A 15,234-nucleotide genomic window follows, 5' to 3' on the forward strand; every position below is an offset into this window, starting at 1 on the left:
CAACGTTTCAAGCCATTGAAAACGCGGGAGTGTTTGGCTGGCATAAAGTGCGATCCACAGAGGTTGCTGCGCCCACCCGGCGGTCAGGCACCGCGCGGCTTGTTTCTGACCCCCCAATGTCCGCTCAAGGCCACAAATTCTCTCTATAAGCTAGCCTACCCCCGCTTCAGAAACCGGATCATGGTGTCGCCATAGCGCCGCTCTTCGATCAGGCGCAGGCCATCGGGCGGGGTGATCGGGGCGCTCTCTTCCCAGACGATCAGCGCCGCCTCAGACATCCAGCCCCCGGCCAATGCCGCCGCCAATGCCGCCTCGCCCAGCCCCTTGCCATAGGGCGGATCAAGAAACACCAGGTCATGCGGCACGCCGGGATTGGCCCCCGGCTTGCGTGCGTCGACCGCAAACACCCGGCACGCCGCCTCGGCCCGGCAAAGGCCGATATTTTGGCGCAGGAGCGACAGCGCCTTGCGCCCGCTCTCGACAAAGCTCACCCCCTCGGCCCCGCGTGACAGCGCCTCGAGCCCGAGCGCGCCAGTGCCCGCGAAGATATCGAGCACATGCGCGCCCGTGACCGGATCGCCATAGCCGCCCGCCAGCACGTTGAAGAGGCTCTCGCGCACCCGGTCGGAGGTGGGCCGCAAATGCGCCGCCGCATCGCCCTTGCCGACACTGGCGAGCGCCCGCCCGCGATGCGCGCCGCCAATGATCCTCACGGTTTCAAGAGCGGTTTGAGATCGGCCCCGGCATCGGCCACCAAGACCGGATCGGCGGATTTACCGGCGTCGATCAGCCGCTTGCCCACCATATAGGCGCGCGGGTCGTTCATCGCGTCCACGGCCAGCAACTGATCGCCCTTGTAATACCAGAACGACACCGCAGCCCCGCTGTCGCGGGTGACGATCCGGTCATACCCGGTGCTCAGCCCGGCGATCTGCAATTTCACATCGTATTGATCCGACCAGAACCACGGCTGCGGCACGTAGTCTTTTGCCTGGCCCATGATATTGCCCGCCACGCAGTCGCCCATGTCTATGGCATTGGGCACGCTTTCCAGCCGCAGCCGCCCGCCCTGATGCGGGAAGGACGCGCAATCGCCCACCGCCCAGATCGCCGGGTCCGAGGTGCGGCCCTGCGCATCGACGGCGATGCCGTTGTCGGTCTCCAGCCCGGCGGCCTCGGCAAGCGTTGTGTCGGGCACGATGCCGACGCCGACGATCACCATGTCCACGTCCAACTCCGTGCCATCGCTGAGCCGCGCGCCGCTGACATGGCCGTCGCCCAGGAGACGCTCCAGCCCGACGCCCTCACGAATATCCACGCCGTGGCGGGTATGCAGCGCGCGGAAATAATCCGAGGTTTCCTTGGCGGCGACCCGTTGCAGGATACGCTCTGCCATCTCGACCAGAACCACCTGCATGCCGCGCGAGGCCGCCACCGCCGCCGCCTCGAGCCCGATATAGCCGCCGCCGACGATCAGGACGCGCGCGCCAGGCCGAAACCCCGGGGCCATCGCGTCAACATCCGCGAGCGTACGTACCACATGCACGCCCCCCAGATCGCCACCGATTGCAGCAGGCAGACGGCGCGGCAGCGAGCCGGTGGCCAGCACGAGGTGCGCGTAGCCAAGCCGTTCCTCGCCCATCACAACCTCTTGCGCCGCCCGGTCTATGCCGGTCACGCGCAGGCTGGTGCGCAAGTCGATCCCGGCCTCGGCATAATAGCTTTCGGGCCGCAGATAGAGCCGCTCCAGCGCCATCTCGCCCAGCAGGTATTTCTTGGACAGGGGCGGGCGCTGATAGGGCGGCACCGGCTCTTCACCGATCAGGGTCACCGGGCCGTCATAGCCCTCGCTGCGCAGCTTCGCCACCAATGAGGCCCCCGCCTGCCCTGCCCCGATCACCACAACGCCTGCCATCTTGATCTCCCGAGTTTCCCGTGGTCACCTGCCTACCATCCGCCTATATCTACATCCACACGCAATCCACCGGAACGACAAGGAGCGACCATGACCCTTTCCACTGGCGACAAACTGCCCGAGGCCACTCTGCTGACATTGGGCGAGAACGGCCCCGAAGAGGTGGCGCTGAGCGCCAAGACCGCAGGCCGCAAGGTGGTGATCTTCGCCGTGCCCGGCGCTTATACGCCGACCTGTACCTCGGCGCATGTCCCCAGCTTCGTGCGCACCAAGGGCGATTTCGACGCCAAAGGCGTGGACGAGATCATCTGCGTCTCGGTCAACGACCCCTTCGTGATGAACGCCTGGGGCGAGGCCACCGGCGCGACCGAGGCGGGTATCACCCTGCTGGGCGACCCGCAAAGCGCCTTCACCAAGGCGATCGGGATGGAGTTCGACGCGCCGCCCGCAGGCCTTCTGGCGCGCTCCAAGCGCTATGCGATGTATGTCGAGGACGGCACCGTCAAGGTGCTGCATGTCGAGGACAGCCCCGGCACCTGCGAAGTGACAGCCGGCGAATCACTGCTGGCCGAAATCTGAGCGCACGACGAGGGGCCTGTCCGCAAAACCGATGGCACATCATCACCGTTCGGATGGTGCGCCGAGGTCGCGGTCAGGCCCCTTGCGGTGTCAGGATGTGGCGCAAGAGCGCCAGAGGATGCGCCCGCAGCGAAAGGCGCAGGGCGACATAATCCTCGACCACCTCCTCGCCAAGGCTCATCTTGGGGAGATGGGCGGCGGGCTCTTCAATGACCTCGCCGTCGATATCCCGCGCAAAGAGCGGCAAAGGCGTGTCAGACCGGAGTGCTTTGGCCTGCCATAACGCTGCGCGGCGGGTCAGCCCAAGCGCAGCAAACACATCCGCCTCGGCCAGACGCGACAGAAGTGCCGGGGCGGTCCCCGCACGCCGCCACACATCTTCGGGCCCGGTATAGCCATTGCCCCGCGCCGCCGCAATCCAGTCTGCCTCGTCCCGGGCGACACCCTTGATCTGACGAAACCCAAGACGCACTGCAAGACCGCCGGCCCCGTCCGGTTCTACCGCGTTGTCCCAGTAGGACGCGTTGATACAAACGGGCCGCACAGTCACCCCATGCTCACGCGCGTCCCGCACGATCTGCGCAGGGGCATAGAACCCCATGGGCTGTGAATTTAACAGCGCACAGGCAAAGATCGCCGGATGATGGTGCTTTATCCATGCGCTGGCATAGACCAGATGCGCAAAGCTGGCGGCGTGGCTTTCGGGAAAGCCGTAGCTGCCAAACCCCTCGATCTGGCTGAAACACCGCTCGGCGAAATCGCTGTCATAGCCATTGGCCCGCATGCCGCGCAGAAAGCGGTTGCGGAATTCGCTGACATTGCCGTGCTTCTTGAAAGTGGCGAGCGAGCGGCGCAGGCGATCAGCTTCCTCGGGGGTAAAGCCCGCGCCGATGATGGCAATCTGCATTGCCTGTTCCTGAAAGAGCGGCACGCCCAATGTCTTGCCCAGAACGCGCCCCAACTCGTCTGATGGAAAGCTGACCGGCTCTTCGCCGTTGCGGCGGCGGATGAAGGGATGCACCATGTCGCCCTGTATCGGCCCCGGGCGGATGATCGCCACCTGAATCACCAGATCGTAAAAGGTACGCGGCCGCATGCGTGGCAGGAAATTCATCTGCGCGCGGCTTTCCACCTGAAAGACCCCGAGACTATCGGCGCGGCACAGCATGGCATAGACCTTTGAGTCCTCGGGCGGCAGCGTGGCCAGCGTGTAGCGGGCACCGCGATACTGCGCGAGCAGGTCAAACGCCTTGCGGATGCAGGTCAGCATGCCAAGGGCCAGAACATCGACCTTGAGGATGCCAAGCGCGTCGATATCGTCCTTGTCCCAGCAAATGACCGTGCGGTCCTCCATGCTGGCATTTTCGATGGGCACCAGTTCGTCCAGCCGCCCCTCGGTGATGACAAACCCGCCGACATGCTGGCTGAGATGGCGGGGAAAGCCGGTGATTTCCGCGATCAGCTCCAGCGTCAGCGCAAGGCGGCGGTCGCGCGGATCGAGCCCGATCTCGTGCAGGCGCCCCGGATCAAGCGCGCCCTCGCCCCCGTGGCCCCAGATCTGCGAGGTCATGGCCCCCAGAACATCCTCCGACAGCCCCATGGCACGACCCACCTCGCGGATCGCGCGCTTGGTCCGGTAATGGATCACTGTGGCGCAGAGCCCGGCGCGATGCCGCCCGTAGCGTTCATAGATCCACTGGATCACCTCCTCGCGGCGCTCGTGTTCGAAATCCACGTCGATATCGGGCGGCTCGTCGCGCGCCTCGGATACGAACCGCTCGAACACCATGGTGCCGATCTCGGGGCTGACCGAGGTGACACCGAGACAATAACACACCACCGAATTGGCCGCTGATCCGCGCCCCTGACACAAAATCCCCCGTGACCGGGCAAAAGCGACCACGTCTCGCACCGTCAGGAAATAAGGCTCGTAACGCAGCTTGGCGATCAGGGTCAGCTCATGCTCCATCAGGTTGCGCACCCGCTCGGGCGCACCGCCGGGATAGCGCCACTCCATCCCCTCTTGCGCCAGACGGCGCAGTCTTTGGGTCGGGGTTTCATCCTCGGTCCCTTCGCTTGGATACTCATAGCGCAACTCATCAAGCGAAAAGGCAAGCCGTGCCGCCAATGCGGCGGCTCGGTCCACCGCGGCCTCATGACCCCGATACAGGCGGCGCATCTCGGCCTCCGAGCGCAGGCGCCGTTCGGCATTGGGCAATGCGTGGCGGCCGAGATGGTCCACCGTCACGCCCAGACGGATCGCGCTGAGCACATCGGCCAGGCGGCGGCGGTGCGCCCGATGCAGGATCGGACAAGCGGCGGCAATGGTGGGCAGGCCAAGCCGCGCCGCGCGCTCCGCCAAGTGATGGAAACGCGCAGCATCACGCCCGTCATAGCGCGGCCGCAGCAAAAGATGCACATGCTCCCCAAACCGCGCCAGCAAGTGTCTGGCCGGCACCTGCCAATCCGGCACACCTTCGGGATGCAACAGGAGGTGCAGCCCCTCCGCACCCGCCATCACATCCTCAAGCCCCAGATCACACTCGCCCTTGGGCGCGCGCTGCCGCCCGAGGCTGATCAACCGGCAAAGGCTGGCCCACCCCCGGCGATCATAGGGCAAAACGGTGATCTCGATCGCTTCGCGCAGCACCAGCTTTGACGCGGGGATGAGACGGGGCGTGGTGGTCCATTGCGGCTCGGTGGCCCATGGCGCGGGCGGCCCCACGGGCCCTTGCCGCGCCTCCAGCGATTGACGCTCGCCCACCTGTCGTGCGACCTCGCGCGCCGCAGTATGAGCCCGCACAATGCCCGCCACGGAATTGACGTCGGCAATCGCCACCGCCGAAAGGCCAAGTGCAGCCGCGCGCTCGATATACTCCTCGGGATGCGCCGCCCCGGTGAGAAAGGTGAAATTCGAGGTGGCGGAAAGCTCGGCAAAGGACATGGCAACCCTGATTCCCGGTCCCGCCCAGTATGTTCTATTTTTGTTCCATCTTCCAGCCCTGGCATGCACGGCAGATCAGGGGCGCTTCGCAGCGCAGGCCCCGCCCTGATAACAGCGCAACACACGCTGCAACATCTCGGGCGTCGGCTCTGGATGACTCATCCCGCCGCAGGGCTCGAGCGTCAGTACATAGCCGTCCTCGCGCCGCTCCAGAAAACCGAGATGATCGATACCCGGCACCGCCCCGGCACACCAAGGGCCGAAGCACTGCACATCAAGCGTGATCTCACGGTCAAAATCGAGATCAAAGCCGCTGCGGGTCAACGCCTGACCGGTTATCCGGGCAGGAATCAGAGTATGAGGCGGCTTCCTTTGATCCTGCATGTCCGTCTCTGGCAATCGCTCCGCATCAAAGAGCAGCCTGCCATGCACCACGATATAGGGTTCCTCCGCCTCGGACGCGCGAAGATAGGTCCGCGCCACATCATGTGGCAGACAACTCAGCGCCAGTGTCGGCCCGCATGTGGCACAAAAAACCGCGGCCAGAATCCATCGTTTCATAGGCGGCTCCCGAATTCATCCAGAACGCGCGCATAGACGTCGCGTTTGAACGGCACGATATTGGCTACGAGATCGGCAGGCGGAAGCCATCTCCACTCTGAGAACTCCGGATGATCGGTGGCGATGTTCACATCCGAGTCGTTGCCGATGAACCGCATGAGAACCCATTTCTGCTCCTGCCCCTTGTAGCGTCCCTTCCAGATACGCGGCACGATGTCATGCGGCAGATCGTAGGGAATCCAGCCTGTCGTCTCGGCTTCGATATGGACCTTGTCCGCTGTGACGCCGGTCTCCTCCCACAGCTCCCTCAGTGCCGCCTCTTGCGGCGTTTCGCCCGGATCAATGCCACCCTGCGGCATTTGCCAGGCTGGCGTGTCATTATCGATTCGCTGTCCGACAAAGACGTGACCCGCCACATTCACGAGCATCACGCCAACACACTGGCGATAGGGCAGTCCGGCAATCTCTTCAGGGGTCATCGTGCGCCTTTCCTTAGCGCGGAGAGACTGCGCTGTGTCGCCCGGCGCGTCAAGCTGTCCGATCCGCCAGTTTTACATTCAACGCCTACGCTACACCCTGCCCTGAGAGCCAACCGAAAAGGATCATATCTACTGTCAGAAAACCTACACTATACAGCTTCGACGGATCCGCCTACCTGCGCACCGTTCGCATGATACTGGCGGACTAGGGGCTGGACTACGATCAAGTCCCTGTAACCGTGTTGGAGGGCGAACCCGATCCTCCCGAATGCCTTGTCAACAAGCGGAACGGGATGCGCGTTGCGCCTGTTCGGGCCGTTTTCGTCTGTGGTCAAAGCTCGCGCGGTCCGACCATACCCATAATATCATAGGTCTGGCGCAAGATCGGGGCGGCAATGGCGCGGGCACGGTCTGCGCCATTCGCGAGAATGCGGTCGATCTCGGTCACGTCCTGCATCAGCCGTGACATCTCGGTCGAAATCGGCGCAATCTTGTCGACCGCCAGATCGGCGAGCATTGGCTTGAACTCGGAAAACGGCTTGCCGCCCGCCTCGGCCATGACCTGATCCACGCTCTTATCCGCAAGGGCCGCGTAGATATTGACCAGGTTGCGCGCCTCGGGCCGTTCCTCCAGCCCCTTGGCCTCGGAGGGCAGCGGCTCGGGGTCGGTCTTGGCCTTTCGGATCTTCTTGGCAATCGCGTCGGCATCGTCTGTCAGGTTGATCCGGCTCATGTCCGAGGGATCGGATTTCGACATCTTCTTGGCACCGTCGCGCAGGCTCATCACCCGCGTCGCCGCCCCCTCGATCACCGGCTCGGTTATGGGAAAGAAATCAACGCCGAAATCGTTGTTGAACTTGATCGCGATATCGCGGGTCAGCTCCAGATGCTGTTTCTGATCCTCGCCCACCGGCACATGCGTGGCATGATAGGCCAGAATATCCGCCGCCATCAACGCGGGATAGGCAAAGAGGCCAAGCGAGGCATTCTGCGCGTTCTTGCCCGCCTTGTCCTTGAATTGCGTCATGCGCTGCATCCAGCCCATGCGCGCCACGCAGTTGAACACCCATGCCAGTTGGGTGTGCTCGGCCACCTGAGACTGATTAAACAGGATCGACCGCGCCGGATCGAGGCCCGATGCGATGAACCCGGCGGCCAGTTCCCGCGTGGCATGGCGCAGGTCGGCCGGCTCTTGCCAGACGGTGATGGCGTGCAGGTCAACCATGCAATAGAGCGTCTGCACCCCTTGGTTCTGCGCCTCGGCAAAACGTTTCAGCGCGCCGAGGTAATTGCCGAGATGCAGGTTGCCCGAGGGCTGGATCCCCGAAAATACGCGGGGGGTAAAGGCCGCCTCGGTCATGGCTCAACTCCGTGGTGGATTTCTGTGCTCGCCTCGCTTACCCATGCGCCAATGCCCCGTCAAGGAGAGGTGCCATGTCAGACCACCAGCGGCCCGCCCCGGTCAATCCGCTGCCACCCTTCGTGATCGCGCTCTTTCTGGTGATCATCGGTGTCGAAGCGATGTTCACCCTCGGAGCACGCGGCCTCGTGGGCGGCCCCGAAGCAGTCGGCTGGCGATCCCTGGCGATCCAGGATTACGCGTTCAACGGCGATATCATGACGTGGATGCTGGAGAACCGCAGCTGGCCAATAGAACACCTGCGCCGCTTCGTCACCTATGCCTTCGTGCATGGCAGTTTTACCCATGCGCTCTTTGCAGGAGTTCTCTTGCTGGCCATGGGCAAATTCGTATCCGAGGTGTTCCGGCATTGGGCGGTTCTGGTCTTGTTTCTGATCAGCACAATCGTCGGCGCAGCGGTCTACGGTGTGATCGTCACGCAGCAACCTTGGCTGATCGGGGCGTTCCCCGGGGTCTACGGTCTGATTGGCGGCTTCACATACATCATGTGGCTCCGGCTTGGGCAGTTGGGCACCAATCAGGCCAGGGCATTCACCCTCATCGGTGTTTTGATGGGGCTGCAACTGGTCTTTGGCCTGCTGTTTGGCAGCAATGCCACATGGGTTGCGGATGTGAGCGGATTTGTCACCGGGTTCCTCGCCTCCTTCGTTCTGAGCCCCGGGGGCTGGTCGCGGTTGCGCGCCCGCCTGCGCCACGACTAGAAAAGCGGTTCCCGAACCTGGGATTTTAGCCTGTTGCCGCCGTTGAACCGCACCGCGTTTCGCGCGGGTACTGCAATCGGAAGTCCGCCAAAACCCACCCATGACGCCAAGACGCGCTTCGCCGCAAAAAAATCCTATCGGCGCAACCGGCCCCTGATCTCTTGCAGGTGAAACGCGCCGAGGATCTGCCCGCAGACGCCGTAAGTCAGTGCTCCTGCCGCAATCAAAACGAGCAGAGCAAGCCAACGCCAGCCACCGATTGCGAACAGCGGTCCCATCAGTGCCCCAACACCCCAAAGCGCGGCGCCCATCAAAGCTGAAGCGAGACAAATCCGCCAGACACGACGGTGGAATTGCACATCGAACCGGGCGACATCACCAAAGCCAAGCGCCCCGCGCGCGAGTTGAACCACCATGACCCAAGCTGCAACCGTCGTCGCAACCGCAGCCGCGATCCATCCGACAAGATAGGCCAGCCCCACCGCAAGGACGGCGTTGACCACCATTGCCAACAGCGCGTACCGAAACGGGCTGCGCGTGTCTTCCCGTGCAAAGAACAGCGGCTGCAAGATTTTCTGCATCACGAATGCAGGTAATCCAAGCCCGTAGATCGCGACGGCAAGCGCGGTTGCGGCACTGTCATCCGCGCCAAAGGCGCCCCGCTCGAACAGGACCGAGACCAGCTGGATCGGAACGACAATCAGCGCCACGGCGCAAGGGATCGTGAGCGCAAGCGCGACCTCGCCTGCACGCGATAGCGCCTGACGCGCGCCGGTGTCATCACCCGCCTTGAGACGTCGCGAAAGATCAGGAAGCAGCACGATACCCACGGCGATCCCAACGACACCAAGCGGTAACTGATAGAGACGGTCAGCCGAATAAAGCCAGCTCACGGCCTTGTCGTAATTGGACGCCACGAGTTGCCCCACGACCAGATTGACCTGCACAACCCCACCCGCGAGCGCCGCGGGGACCGCAATTCGGACCAATTGCGCCATCTCGGGCGTCCAGCGCGGCCGGACTGGCCTGAGACGCAGCCCCGCACGGCTCGCCGCGTGCCAAACCAGCGCCAATTGCGCGAGGCCGGCAACCGGGATAGTCCAGACCAGCGCCTGCGCGACCGCACCTCCGGTCAGCGCCGCGGTCGTCATGGTTGCGATCAGCATCACGTTCAAAAGCACTGGCGCAGCGGCAGCTGCGGCAAAACGGCCGGCCGCATTCAACATACCGGACAAAAGCGCCGCGAGGGAAATGAAGAGGACGTAAGGGAACACGATACGCCCAAAATCCACGGTTATGTCAAAGCGTTCGTCCCCGACAAAGCCCTCTGCCGTGGCCCAGACCAAAGCGGGCATGAACACCATGGCGAGCCCCGTCAGGGCCAACAGGACAAGGCTCAACCCCGAGAAGGCAAGGCCCGCGAATCCCAGTGGATCATCCCCCGCCTCAAGCCGCTTGGAGAACATGGGAACAAAGGCCGCGTTGAACGCACCCTCGGCAAAGAACCTGCGAAACATGTTTGGCAGACGAAAGGCCGCGACAAAGGCATCCATGAGCACACCGGGGCCGAGGTAGCTCGCGATCAGAACATCACGGACAAAGCCCAGAATACGGCTCAGGAGGGTCCAGCCGCCGACGGTCAGGATGCCGGACAACAGGCGGATGGGTTTCATGCGTTGGCCTTTCGCCGGGAATACCGAACCCGAGGATTAGCCCATCAGAAAAGCCGGGGGAAGGGGACAGACCCCGAAGCCGGGCCGCACGACAGGCGTTTGCTCTCTTGAGGTCGCGCCAAGAGGCCCCGAACGGGCCGAGAAGCCACCGTAGAACGTAAAAAAGGCCCGCGCTTTGGACACGGGCCCCTGTACTCAAGACGTTTGAGCGGTACTCACCCCGCGCTCGCGCCTTCTTTCTTCTTGCCCTTGGCGTCGGCGTAGATCACCAGCGGCGCGGCATCCGACGTCACCGCTTCCTCGTTGACCACGACTTCTTCGACATTCTCAAGGCTCGGCAGATCAAACATCGTGTCGAGCAGAATATCCTCAAGAATTGACCGCAGGCCACGCGCACCGGTCTTGCGCGCAATCGCCCGCTTGGCGATCGCAGTCAGCGCGTCGTCGGTAAAGCTAAGCTGCGCGTCTTCAAGCTCGAACAGCCGCTGATACTGTTTCACTAGCGCGTTCTTGGGCTGCGTCAGGATGGTGACCAATGCATCCTCGTCCAGATCCTCCAGCGTGGCCAGCACCGGCAGGCGCCCGACGAATTCCGGAATCAGCCCGAACTTGAGCAGGTCCTCCGGCTCCAGATCGGTGAAAATCTCGCCAACCCCACGCTCATCATCAGCGCGCACATCGGCACCAAAGCCCATGGCGCTGCCCTTGCCGCGCTGCGCAATGATCTTGTCGAGTCCGGCGAAGGCCCCGCCGCAAATGAACAGGATGTTCGTGGTGTCCACCTGCAAGAATTCCTGCTGAGGATGCTTGCGGCCGCCCTGCGGCGGCACGGCGGCAACCGTGCCCTCCATCAGCTTCAGAAGCGCCTGCTGCACGCCCTCGCCCGAGACGTCGCGGGTGATCGAGGGATTTTCGCTCTTGCGGGTGATCTTGTCGACCTCGTCGATATAAACGATGCCACGCTGCGCGCGCTCGACATTGTATTCGGAGGACTGCAACAGCTTGAGGATGATGTTCTCCACATCTTCGCCGACATAGCCCGCCTCGGTCAGCGTCGTCGCGTCAGCCATGGTGAAGGGCACATCGAGGATGCGGGCCAGAGTCTGCGCCAGCAACGTCTTGCCGCAACCGGTGGGGCCAATCAGCAGGATATTCGACTTCGAGAGCTCAATATCGCTCTTGCCGGAATTGTTCAGTCGCTTGTAGTGGTTGTGCACCGCCACCGACAAAACCCGCTTGGCCATCGCCTGCCCGATCACGTAATCGTCGAGCACCTGACAGATGTCGTGCGGCGTCGGCACGCCCTCGCTCGACTTGAGCCCCGCGCTCTTGGTTTCCTCGCGGATGATGTCCATGCAAAGCTCTACGCATTCATCGCAGATGAACACGGTCGGCCCGGCGATGAGCTTGCGCACCTCATGCTGGCTCTTGCCGCAAAAGCTGCAGTAAAGCGTATTCTTGCTGTCGCCGCCGGAATTCGTTGCCATCACGTACCTTTCAGACCCTGTGCCGCCATCGTTCATGCGGCCTGGTCAGGCCTTTGCTCTGTCTTTCATGTCTCCCGCCAGCTTAAGTCAGGCGGAAATACACCACAATCCGAAAATCGCGGCACCCCGGTTCAGCGTGCCGCGATCGCCTTATTTTTCTTCGTCATCGCCTTTGGCGCGGTTCTCGACGATCTCGTCAATCAGCCCCCAGTCCTTGGACTCTTGCGGCGACATGAAATTGTCGCGCTCCAGCGCGTCGACCACCTTCTTCATGGTCTGGCCGGTATGCTTGACGTAAATCTCGTTCAGCCGGTCCTTGAGCTTCTGAGTCTCCTTGGCGTGGATCATGATATCCGTCGCCTGTCCCTGATAGCCGCCCGAGGGCTGGTGCACCATGACGCGGCTGTTGGGCAGCGAGAAGCGCATGCCGGGTTCGCCGGCCGTCAGCAAGAGCGAGCCCATGCTCGCGGCTTGGCCCACGACCAGCGTGCTGACCTTGGGCTTGATGTACTGCATGGTGTCGTAGATCGACAGGCCGCTCGTCACCACCCCACCGGGGCTGTTGATATACATGCTGATTTCCTTGGACGGATTTTCCGCCTCAAGGTGCAAGAGCTGTGCCACGATCAGGCTCGACATGCCGTCATGCACCGGCCCGCTCAGAAAGATGATCCGCTCCTTGAGCAGGCGTGAGAAAATGTCGTAGGCCCGTTCGCCCCGGCTGGTCTGCTCGACGACCATCGGCACAAGGGTGTTCATGTAGATGTCCATAGGGTCTTTCATCGTGGCCCGCCTGCTTTTGTGCCCGACCGTTGCTGTCAGGCTTACTAAATAATGCCGTTTTTAACCGGCCAGTTCCTAAAGGAGTCTTAGTATTGCGCCCAAGGGGCTGCAAGGGCATCGCTCGAATTTGTGGCAGCATCCGTGGCACATGAGGATTTGCGCGACACAGCCGGTCACTTTTTTGCGCGAATCGTCCGGCAACTTTTGCACAGGGCTCGAAAACGCCTTACATAGCGTGAAACCGAACCAGGATTTTCATGATGCCGCTGCCCGTTTTAGATGACTCGCTTGATGCTGAGGAAATGGATCGCATGGTCGAGAACGCGACCACGGCCGCCAATTTCCTCAAGGCCATCAGCCACGAAGGGCGATTGATGATTCTCTGTCACTTGGTTTCCGGCGAAAAATCCGTGACCGAACTGGAAGAATTGCTATCAGCCCGACAGGCGGCGGTCTCGCAACAACTCTCTCGCTTGCGTCTCGAAGGGCTGGTGACAACCCGGCGCGAGGGCAAGGTTATCTATTACAGCCTTGCGGATGAGCGCCCCCGCAAAGTGCTCGAAGTGGTCTATGAGCTGTTTTGCGCCCCCGACGACACGGCCGGGGAACGCAAGAGCTGACCGACGCTCAGGCTGCCTTTACGGTCTTGTCCACCGCGAACGGGGCAAACGCCTCATCCACATCCGTGTGGTTCACATGATTGGCGTAGTTGCTGATCGTCTTGACGGCCATCGCCAGGATGATCTCCAATACGTGAATATCCGAATAGCCCGCAGCCTTGAACGCCTCGGCCTCGGCCCTTGTCGGCAGGCCGCGCGTCTCCCACATGTGGTGAGTAAAGCGGCGCAGCGCCTCCAGCTTTTCGTCGTCCAGCGACTTGCCATCGCGCAACGCCTGGGTGTGCGCCTCCGACAGCTTGGAGACATTGATCGCCAGCATCGAATGAGCAGCAGTGCAATAGTCGCAGCCATTGGCGAGCGAGATGGTCAGGAACACGACCTCCTGCTCCGGCGGGGTGAAATTGGCCTGCTCGCGGAAATGCGAATACCCGTGCAGATAAGTGCTCAGCAGGCCGGGATTGACGGCCATGCCGCGATACATGTTCGGCACGAAACCCAGCTTGGCGCGGGCACCGTCCAACAAGTCCTTGGCCAGACCTTCGGCCTCATCGTCACTCACAGGGGTTGCTTCAACTTTGTATTCAGCAGTCATTCCAGCCTCCTTTGATTGCGCTTGCCGCGCATGTAATCAGATGCTTCGAGGCATGTAACCGCTCCGGCGTTCACCTCGACGTGAGGTCGGTGCATTGGCGCATAGGCTCCTGTGCGGAGTTGAAAGAGCACCTGCCGTCTTCGGGGCTTCTGATCCCGCAGCAGGTCTATCGGGTCATTGCTCAAACGCGTTCCTGCGTATGCTTGCGCAGTTCCGCACGCGCCACTTGCCGCCGGTGCACGGCATCCGGCCCATCCGCAAGACGCAGCGTGCGCACATGGGTCCACATCGCGGCCAGCGGCACATCCTGCGAAATGCCCTGCGCGCCGAACATCTGCACCGCCTCGTCGATCACCCTGAGGGCCACGCGCGGCGCCACAACCTTGATCTGGCTGATCCACGGTGCGGCGGCGCGGGCATCGCCCTGATCCATCATCCACGCCGCCTTGAGGCACAACAGCCGCGCCTGCTCGATCTCCATGCGGCATTCGGCGATGATGTCGTAATTCGCCCCCAACTGCGCCAGCGGCTTGCCAAACGCCTCGCGCGTAAGGCTGCGCTTGCACATCATTTCGAGCGCGGCCTCGGCCTGCCCGATGGCACGCATGCAATGGTGGATGCGCCCCGGCCCGAGCCGTCCTTGCGCGATCTCGAAGCCGCGCCCCTCGCCCAAAAGCATGTTGTCGGCGGGCACGCGCACATTCTCGAACTTGAAATGCATGTGCCCGTGCGGCGCGTCGTCATGGCCATAAACCTCCATCGGGCGCAGCTTTTCAATTCCGGGCGTGTCGGCGGAGACCACGATCATCGAATGGCGCTGATGCTTGGGCAGGTCATCGCCGCCCGTACGAACCATCACGATATAGACCGCGCAGCGCGGATCGCCCGCGCCGGTGGCCCACCATTTCTGGCCGTTCAGCACGTAGTCATCGCCGTCGCGCACGCAAGACATTGCGATGTTGGTGGCATCCGAACTGGCAACCTCCGGCTCGGTCATCAGGTAGGCGCTGCGGATCTCCCCCTCCAGCAGCGGGGCGAGCCACTGCTCTTTCATCGCCTCGGTGCCGTAACGCTCGAATACCTCCATGTTGCCGGTATCGGGCGCGTTGCAGTTGAACACCTCCGCCCCCATCGGCGTACGCCCCATCTCCTCGGCGAAATAGGCATATTCCACCGTGGTCAGGCCAAAGCCCCGGGCGCTGTCGGTCAGCCAGAAATTCCACAGCCCCTCGGTCTTGGCGCGCGCCTTCAGCCCTTCGAGGATCTCAGCCTGCCGGGACGTGTAGGCCCAGCGGTCGCCCTTACCCACCTCGGCGTGATACTCGGCCTCCAGCGGCACGATCTCGTCGCGCACCATTGCCGCGACACGACCCAGCAGTGCGCGCGTCTCGGTCCGCATTCCCAAGTTCATGTCCATGCCACGGGCTCCTTTTACGTTTCCGCCCCAATTGACAGCATCGGGCAGTCCGCCACAAGCACA

General features: G+C 62.6%; 14 protein-coding genes. 3 read left to right on the forward strand and 11 right to left on the reverse strand.

Annotated elements, in window-relative coordinates; genetic code table 11:
• Positions 1-155: 155 nt before the first annotated feature.
• The gene (rsmD, locus tag Q0X85_RS08835; RefSeq protein WP_297771491.1) at positions 156-713 is read right to left on the reverse strand and encodes a 16S rRNA (guanine(966)-N(2))-methyltransferase RsmD; all 558 of its coding nucleotides are present in this window, start codon (positions 711-713) and stop codon (positions 156-158) included.
• On the reverse strand, positions 710-1,915 hold the full coding sequence (locus Q0X85_RS08840) for an FAD-dependent oxidoreductase (RefSeq protein WP_297771493.1): 1,206 nt from the start codon (positions 1,913-1,915) through the stop codon (positions 710-712). Before Q0X85_RS08840 ends, rsmD begins: the two co-directional genes overlap by 4 nt.
• A gap of 90 nt (positions 1,916-2,005) precedes the next feature.
• On the opposite strand from Q0X85_RS08840, the gene Q0X85_RS08845 reads away from it, so the two are divergent.
• Positions 2,006-2,494: a peroxiredoxin gene (locus tag Q0X85_RS08845; protein WP_297771495.1), complete on the forward strand. Its 489-nt coding sequence runs from the start codon at positions 2,006-2,008 to the stop codon at positions 2,492-2,494.
• Between the two features lie 73 nt (positions 2,495-2,567).
• Here the strand turns inward: Q0X85_RS08845 and Q0X85_RS08850 are convergent, their stop codons facing one another.
• From Q0X85_RS08850 to trpS, 4 genes are all read right to left on the reverse strand, one after another.
• Complete coding sequence (locus tag Q0X85_RS08850) at positions 2,568-5,438, reverse strand: error-prone DNA polymerase (RefSeq protein ID WP_297771497.1); 2,871 nt, start codon at positions 5,436-5,438, stop codon at positions 2,568-2,570.
• Positions 5,439-5,513: 75 nt separating this feature from the next.
• Positions 5,514-5,999 carry a hypothetical protein gene (locus Q0X85_RS08855; RefSeq protein WP_297771499.1) on the reverse strand — a complete coding sequence of 162 codons (486 nt, stop codon included), beginning with the start codon at positions 5,997-5,999 and terminating at the stop codon, positions 5,514-5,516.
• Positions 5,996-6,478 (reverse strand): RNA pyrophosphohydrolase, encoded by a 483-nt coding sequence (locus tag Q0X85_RS08860; RefSeq protein WP_297771501.1) that lies wholly within the window; start codon positions 6,476-6,478, stop codon positions 5,996-5,998. The genes Q0X85_RS08855 and Q0X85_RS08860 overlap by 4 nt, the downstream gene beginning before the upstream one ends.
• A gap of 331 nt (positions 6,479-6,809) precedes the next feature.
• On the reverse strand, positions 6,810-7,838 hold the full coding sequence (gene trpS / locus Q0X85_RS08865) for a tryptophan--tRNA ligase (RefSeq protein WP_297771503.1): 1,029 nt from the start codon (positions 7,836-7,838) through the stop codon (positions 6,810-6,812).
• A 74-nt stretch (positions 7,839-7,912) separates the two neighbouring features.
• Here trpS and Q0X85_RS08870 point away from each other — a divergent pair, with 74 nt between their 5' ends.
• Positions 7,913-8,599 (forward strand): rhomboid family intramembrane serine protease, encoded by a 687-nt coding sequence (locus tag Q0X85_RS08870; RefSeq protein ID WP_297771505.1) that lies wholly within the window; start codon positions 7,913-7,915, stop codon positions 8,597-8,599.
• A 134-nt stretch (positions 8,600-8,733) separates the two neighbouring features.
• Here Q0X85_RS08870 and murJ read toward each other — a convergent pair whose 3' ends face one another.
• From murJ to Q0X85_RS08885, 3 genes are all read right to left on the reverse strand, one after another.
• A complete protein-coding gene (gene murJ, locus Q0X85_RS08875; protein ID WP_297771507.1) occupies positions 8,734-10,272 on the reverse strand; it encodes a murein biosynthesis integral membrane protein MurJ in 1,539 nt (512 codons plus the stop codon).
• 215 nt (positions 10,273-10,487) lie between these two features.
• A complete protein-coding gene (clpX, locus tag Q0X85_RS08880) occupies positions 10,488-11,759 on the reverse strand; it encodes an ATP-dependent Clp protease ATP-binding subunit ClpX (RefSeq protein ID WP_297771509.1) in 1,272 nt (423 codons plus the stop codon).
• A gap of 150 nt (positions 11,760-11,909) precedes the next feature.
• Positions 11,910-12,542: an ATP-dependent Clp protease proteolytic subunit gene (locus tag Q0X85_RS08885; protein ID WP_297771511.1), complete on the reverse strand. Its 633-nt coding sequence runs from the start codon at positions 12,540-12,542 to the stop codon at positions 11,910-11,912.
• A 260-nt stretch (positions 12,543-12,802) separates the two neighbouring features.
• On the opposite strand from Q0X85_RS08885, the gene Q0X85_RS08890 reads away from it, so the two are divergent.
• Positions 12,803-13,162 carry a metalloregulator ArsR/SmtB family transcription factor gene (locus tag Q0X85_RS08890; protein ID WP_297771556.1) on the forward strand — a complete coding sequence of 120 codons (360 nt, stop codon included), beginning with the start codon at positions 12,803-12,805 and terminating at the stop codon, positions 13,160-13,162.
• A 7-nt stretch (positions 13,163-13,169) separates the two neighbouring features.
• Here Q0X85_RS08890 and Q0X85_RS08895 read toward each other — a convergent pair whose 3' ends face one another.
• Positions 13,170-13,754 (reverse strand): carboxymuconolactone decarboxylase family protein, encoded by a 585-nt coding sequence (locus tag Q0X85_RS08895; protein WP_297771513.1) that lies wholly within the window; start codon positions 13,752-13,754, stop codon positions 13,170-13,172.
• Positions 13,755-13,935: 181 nt separating this feature from the next.
• Positions 13,936-15,171 (reverse strand): acyl-CoA dehydrogenase family protein, encoded by a 1,236-nt coding sequence (locus tag Q0X85_RS08900; RefSeq protein ID WP_297771514.1) that lies wholly within the window; start codon positions 15,169-15,171, stop codon positions 13,936-13,938.
• Positions 15,172-15,234: the final 63 nt, after the last annotated feature.

Source organism: uncultured Roseovarius sp., assembly GCF_947259555.1.
Lineage (GTDB): Bacteria > Pseudomonadota > Alphaproteobacteria > Rhodobacterales > Rhodobacteraceae > Roseovarius.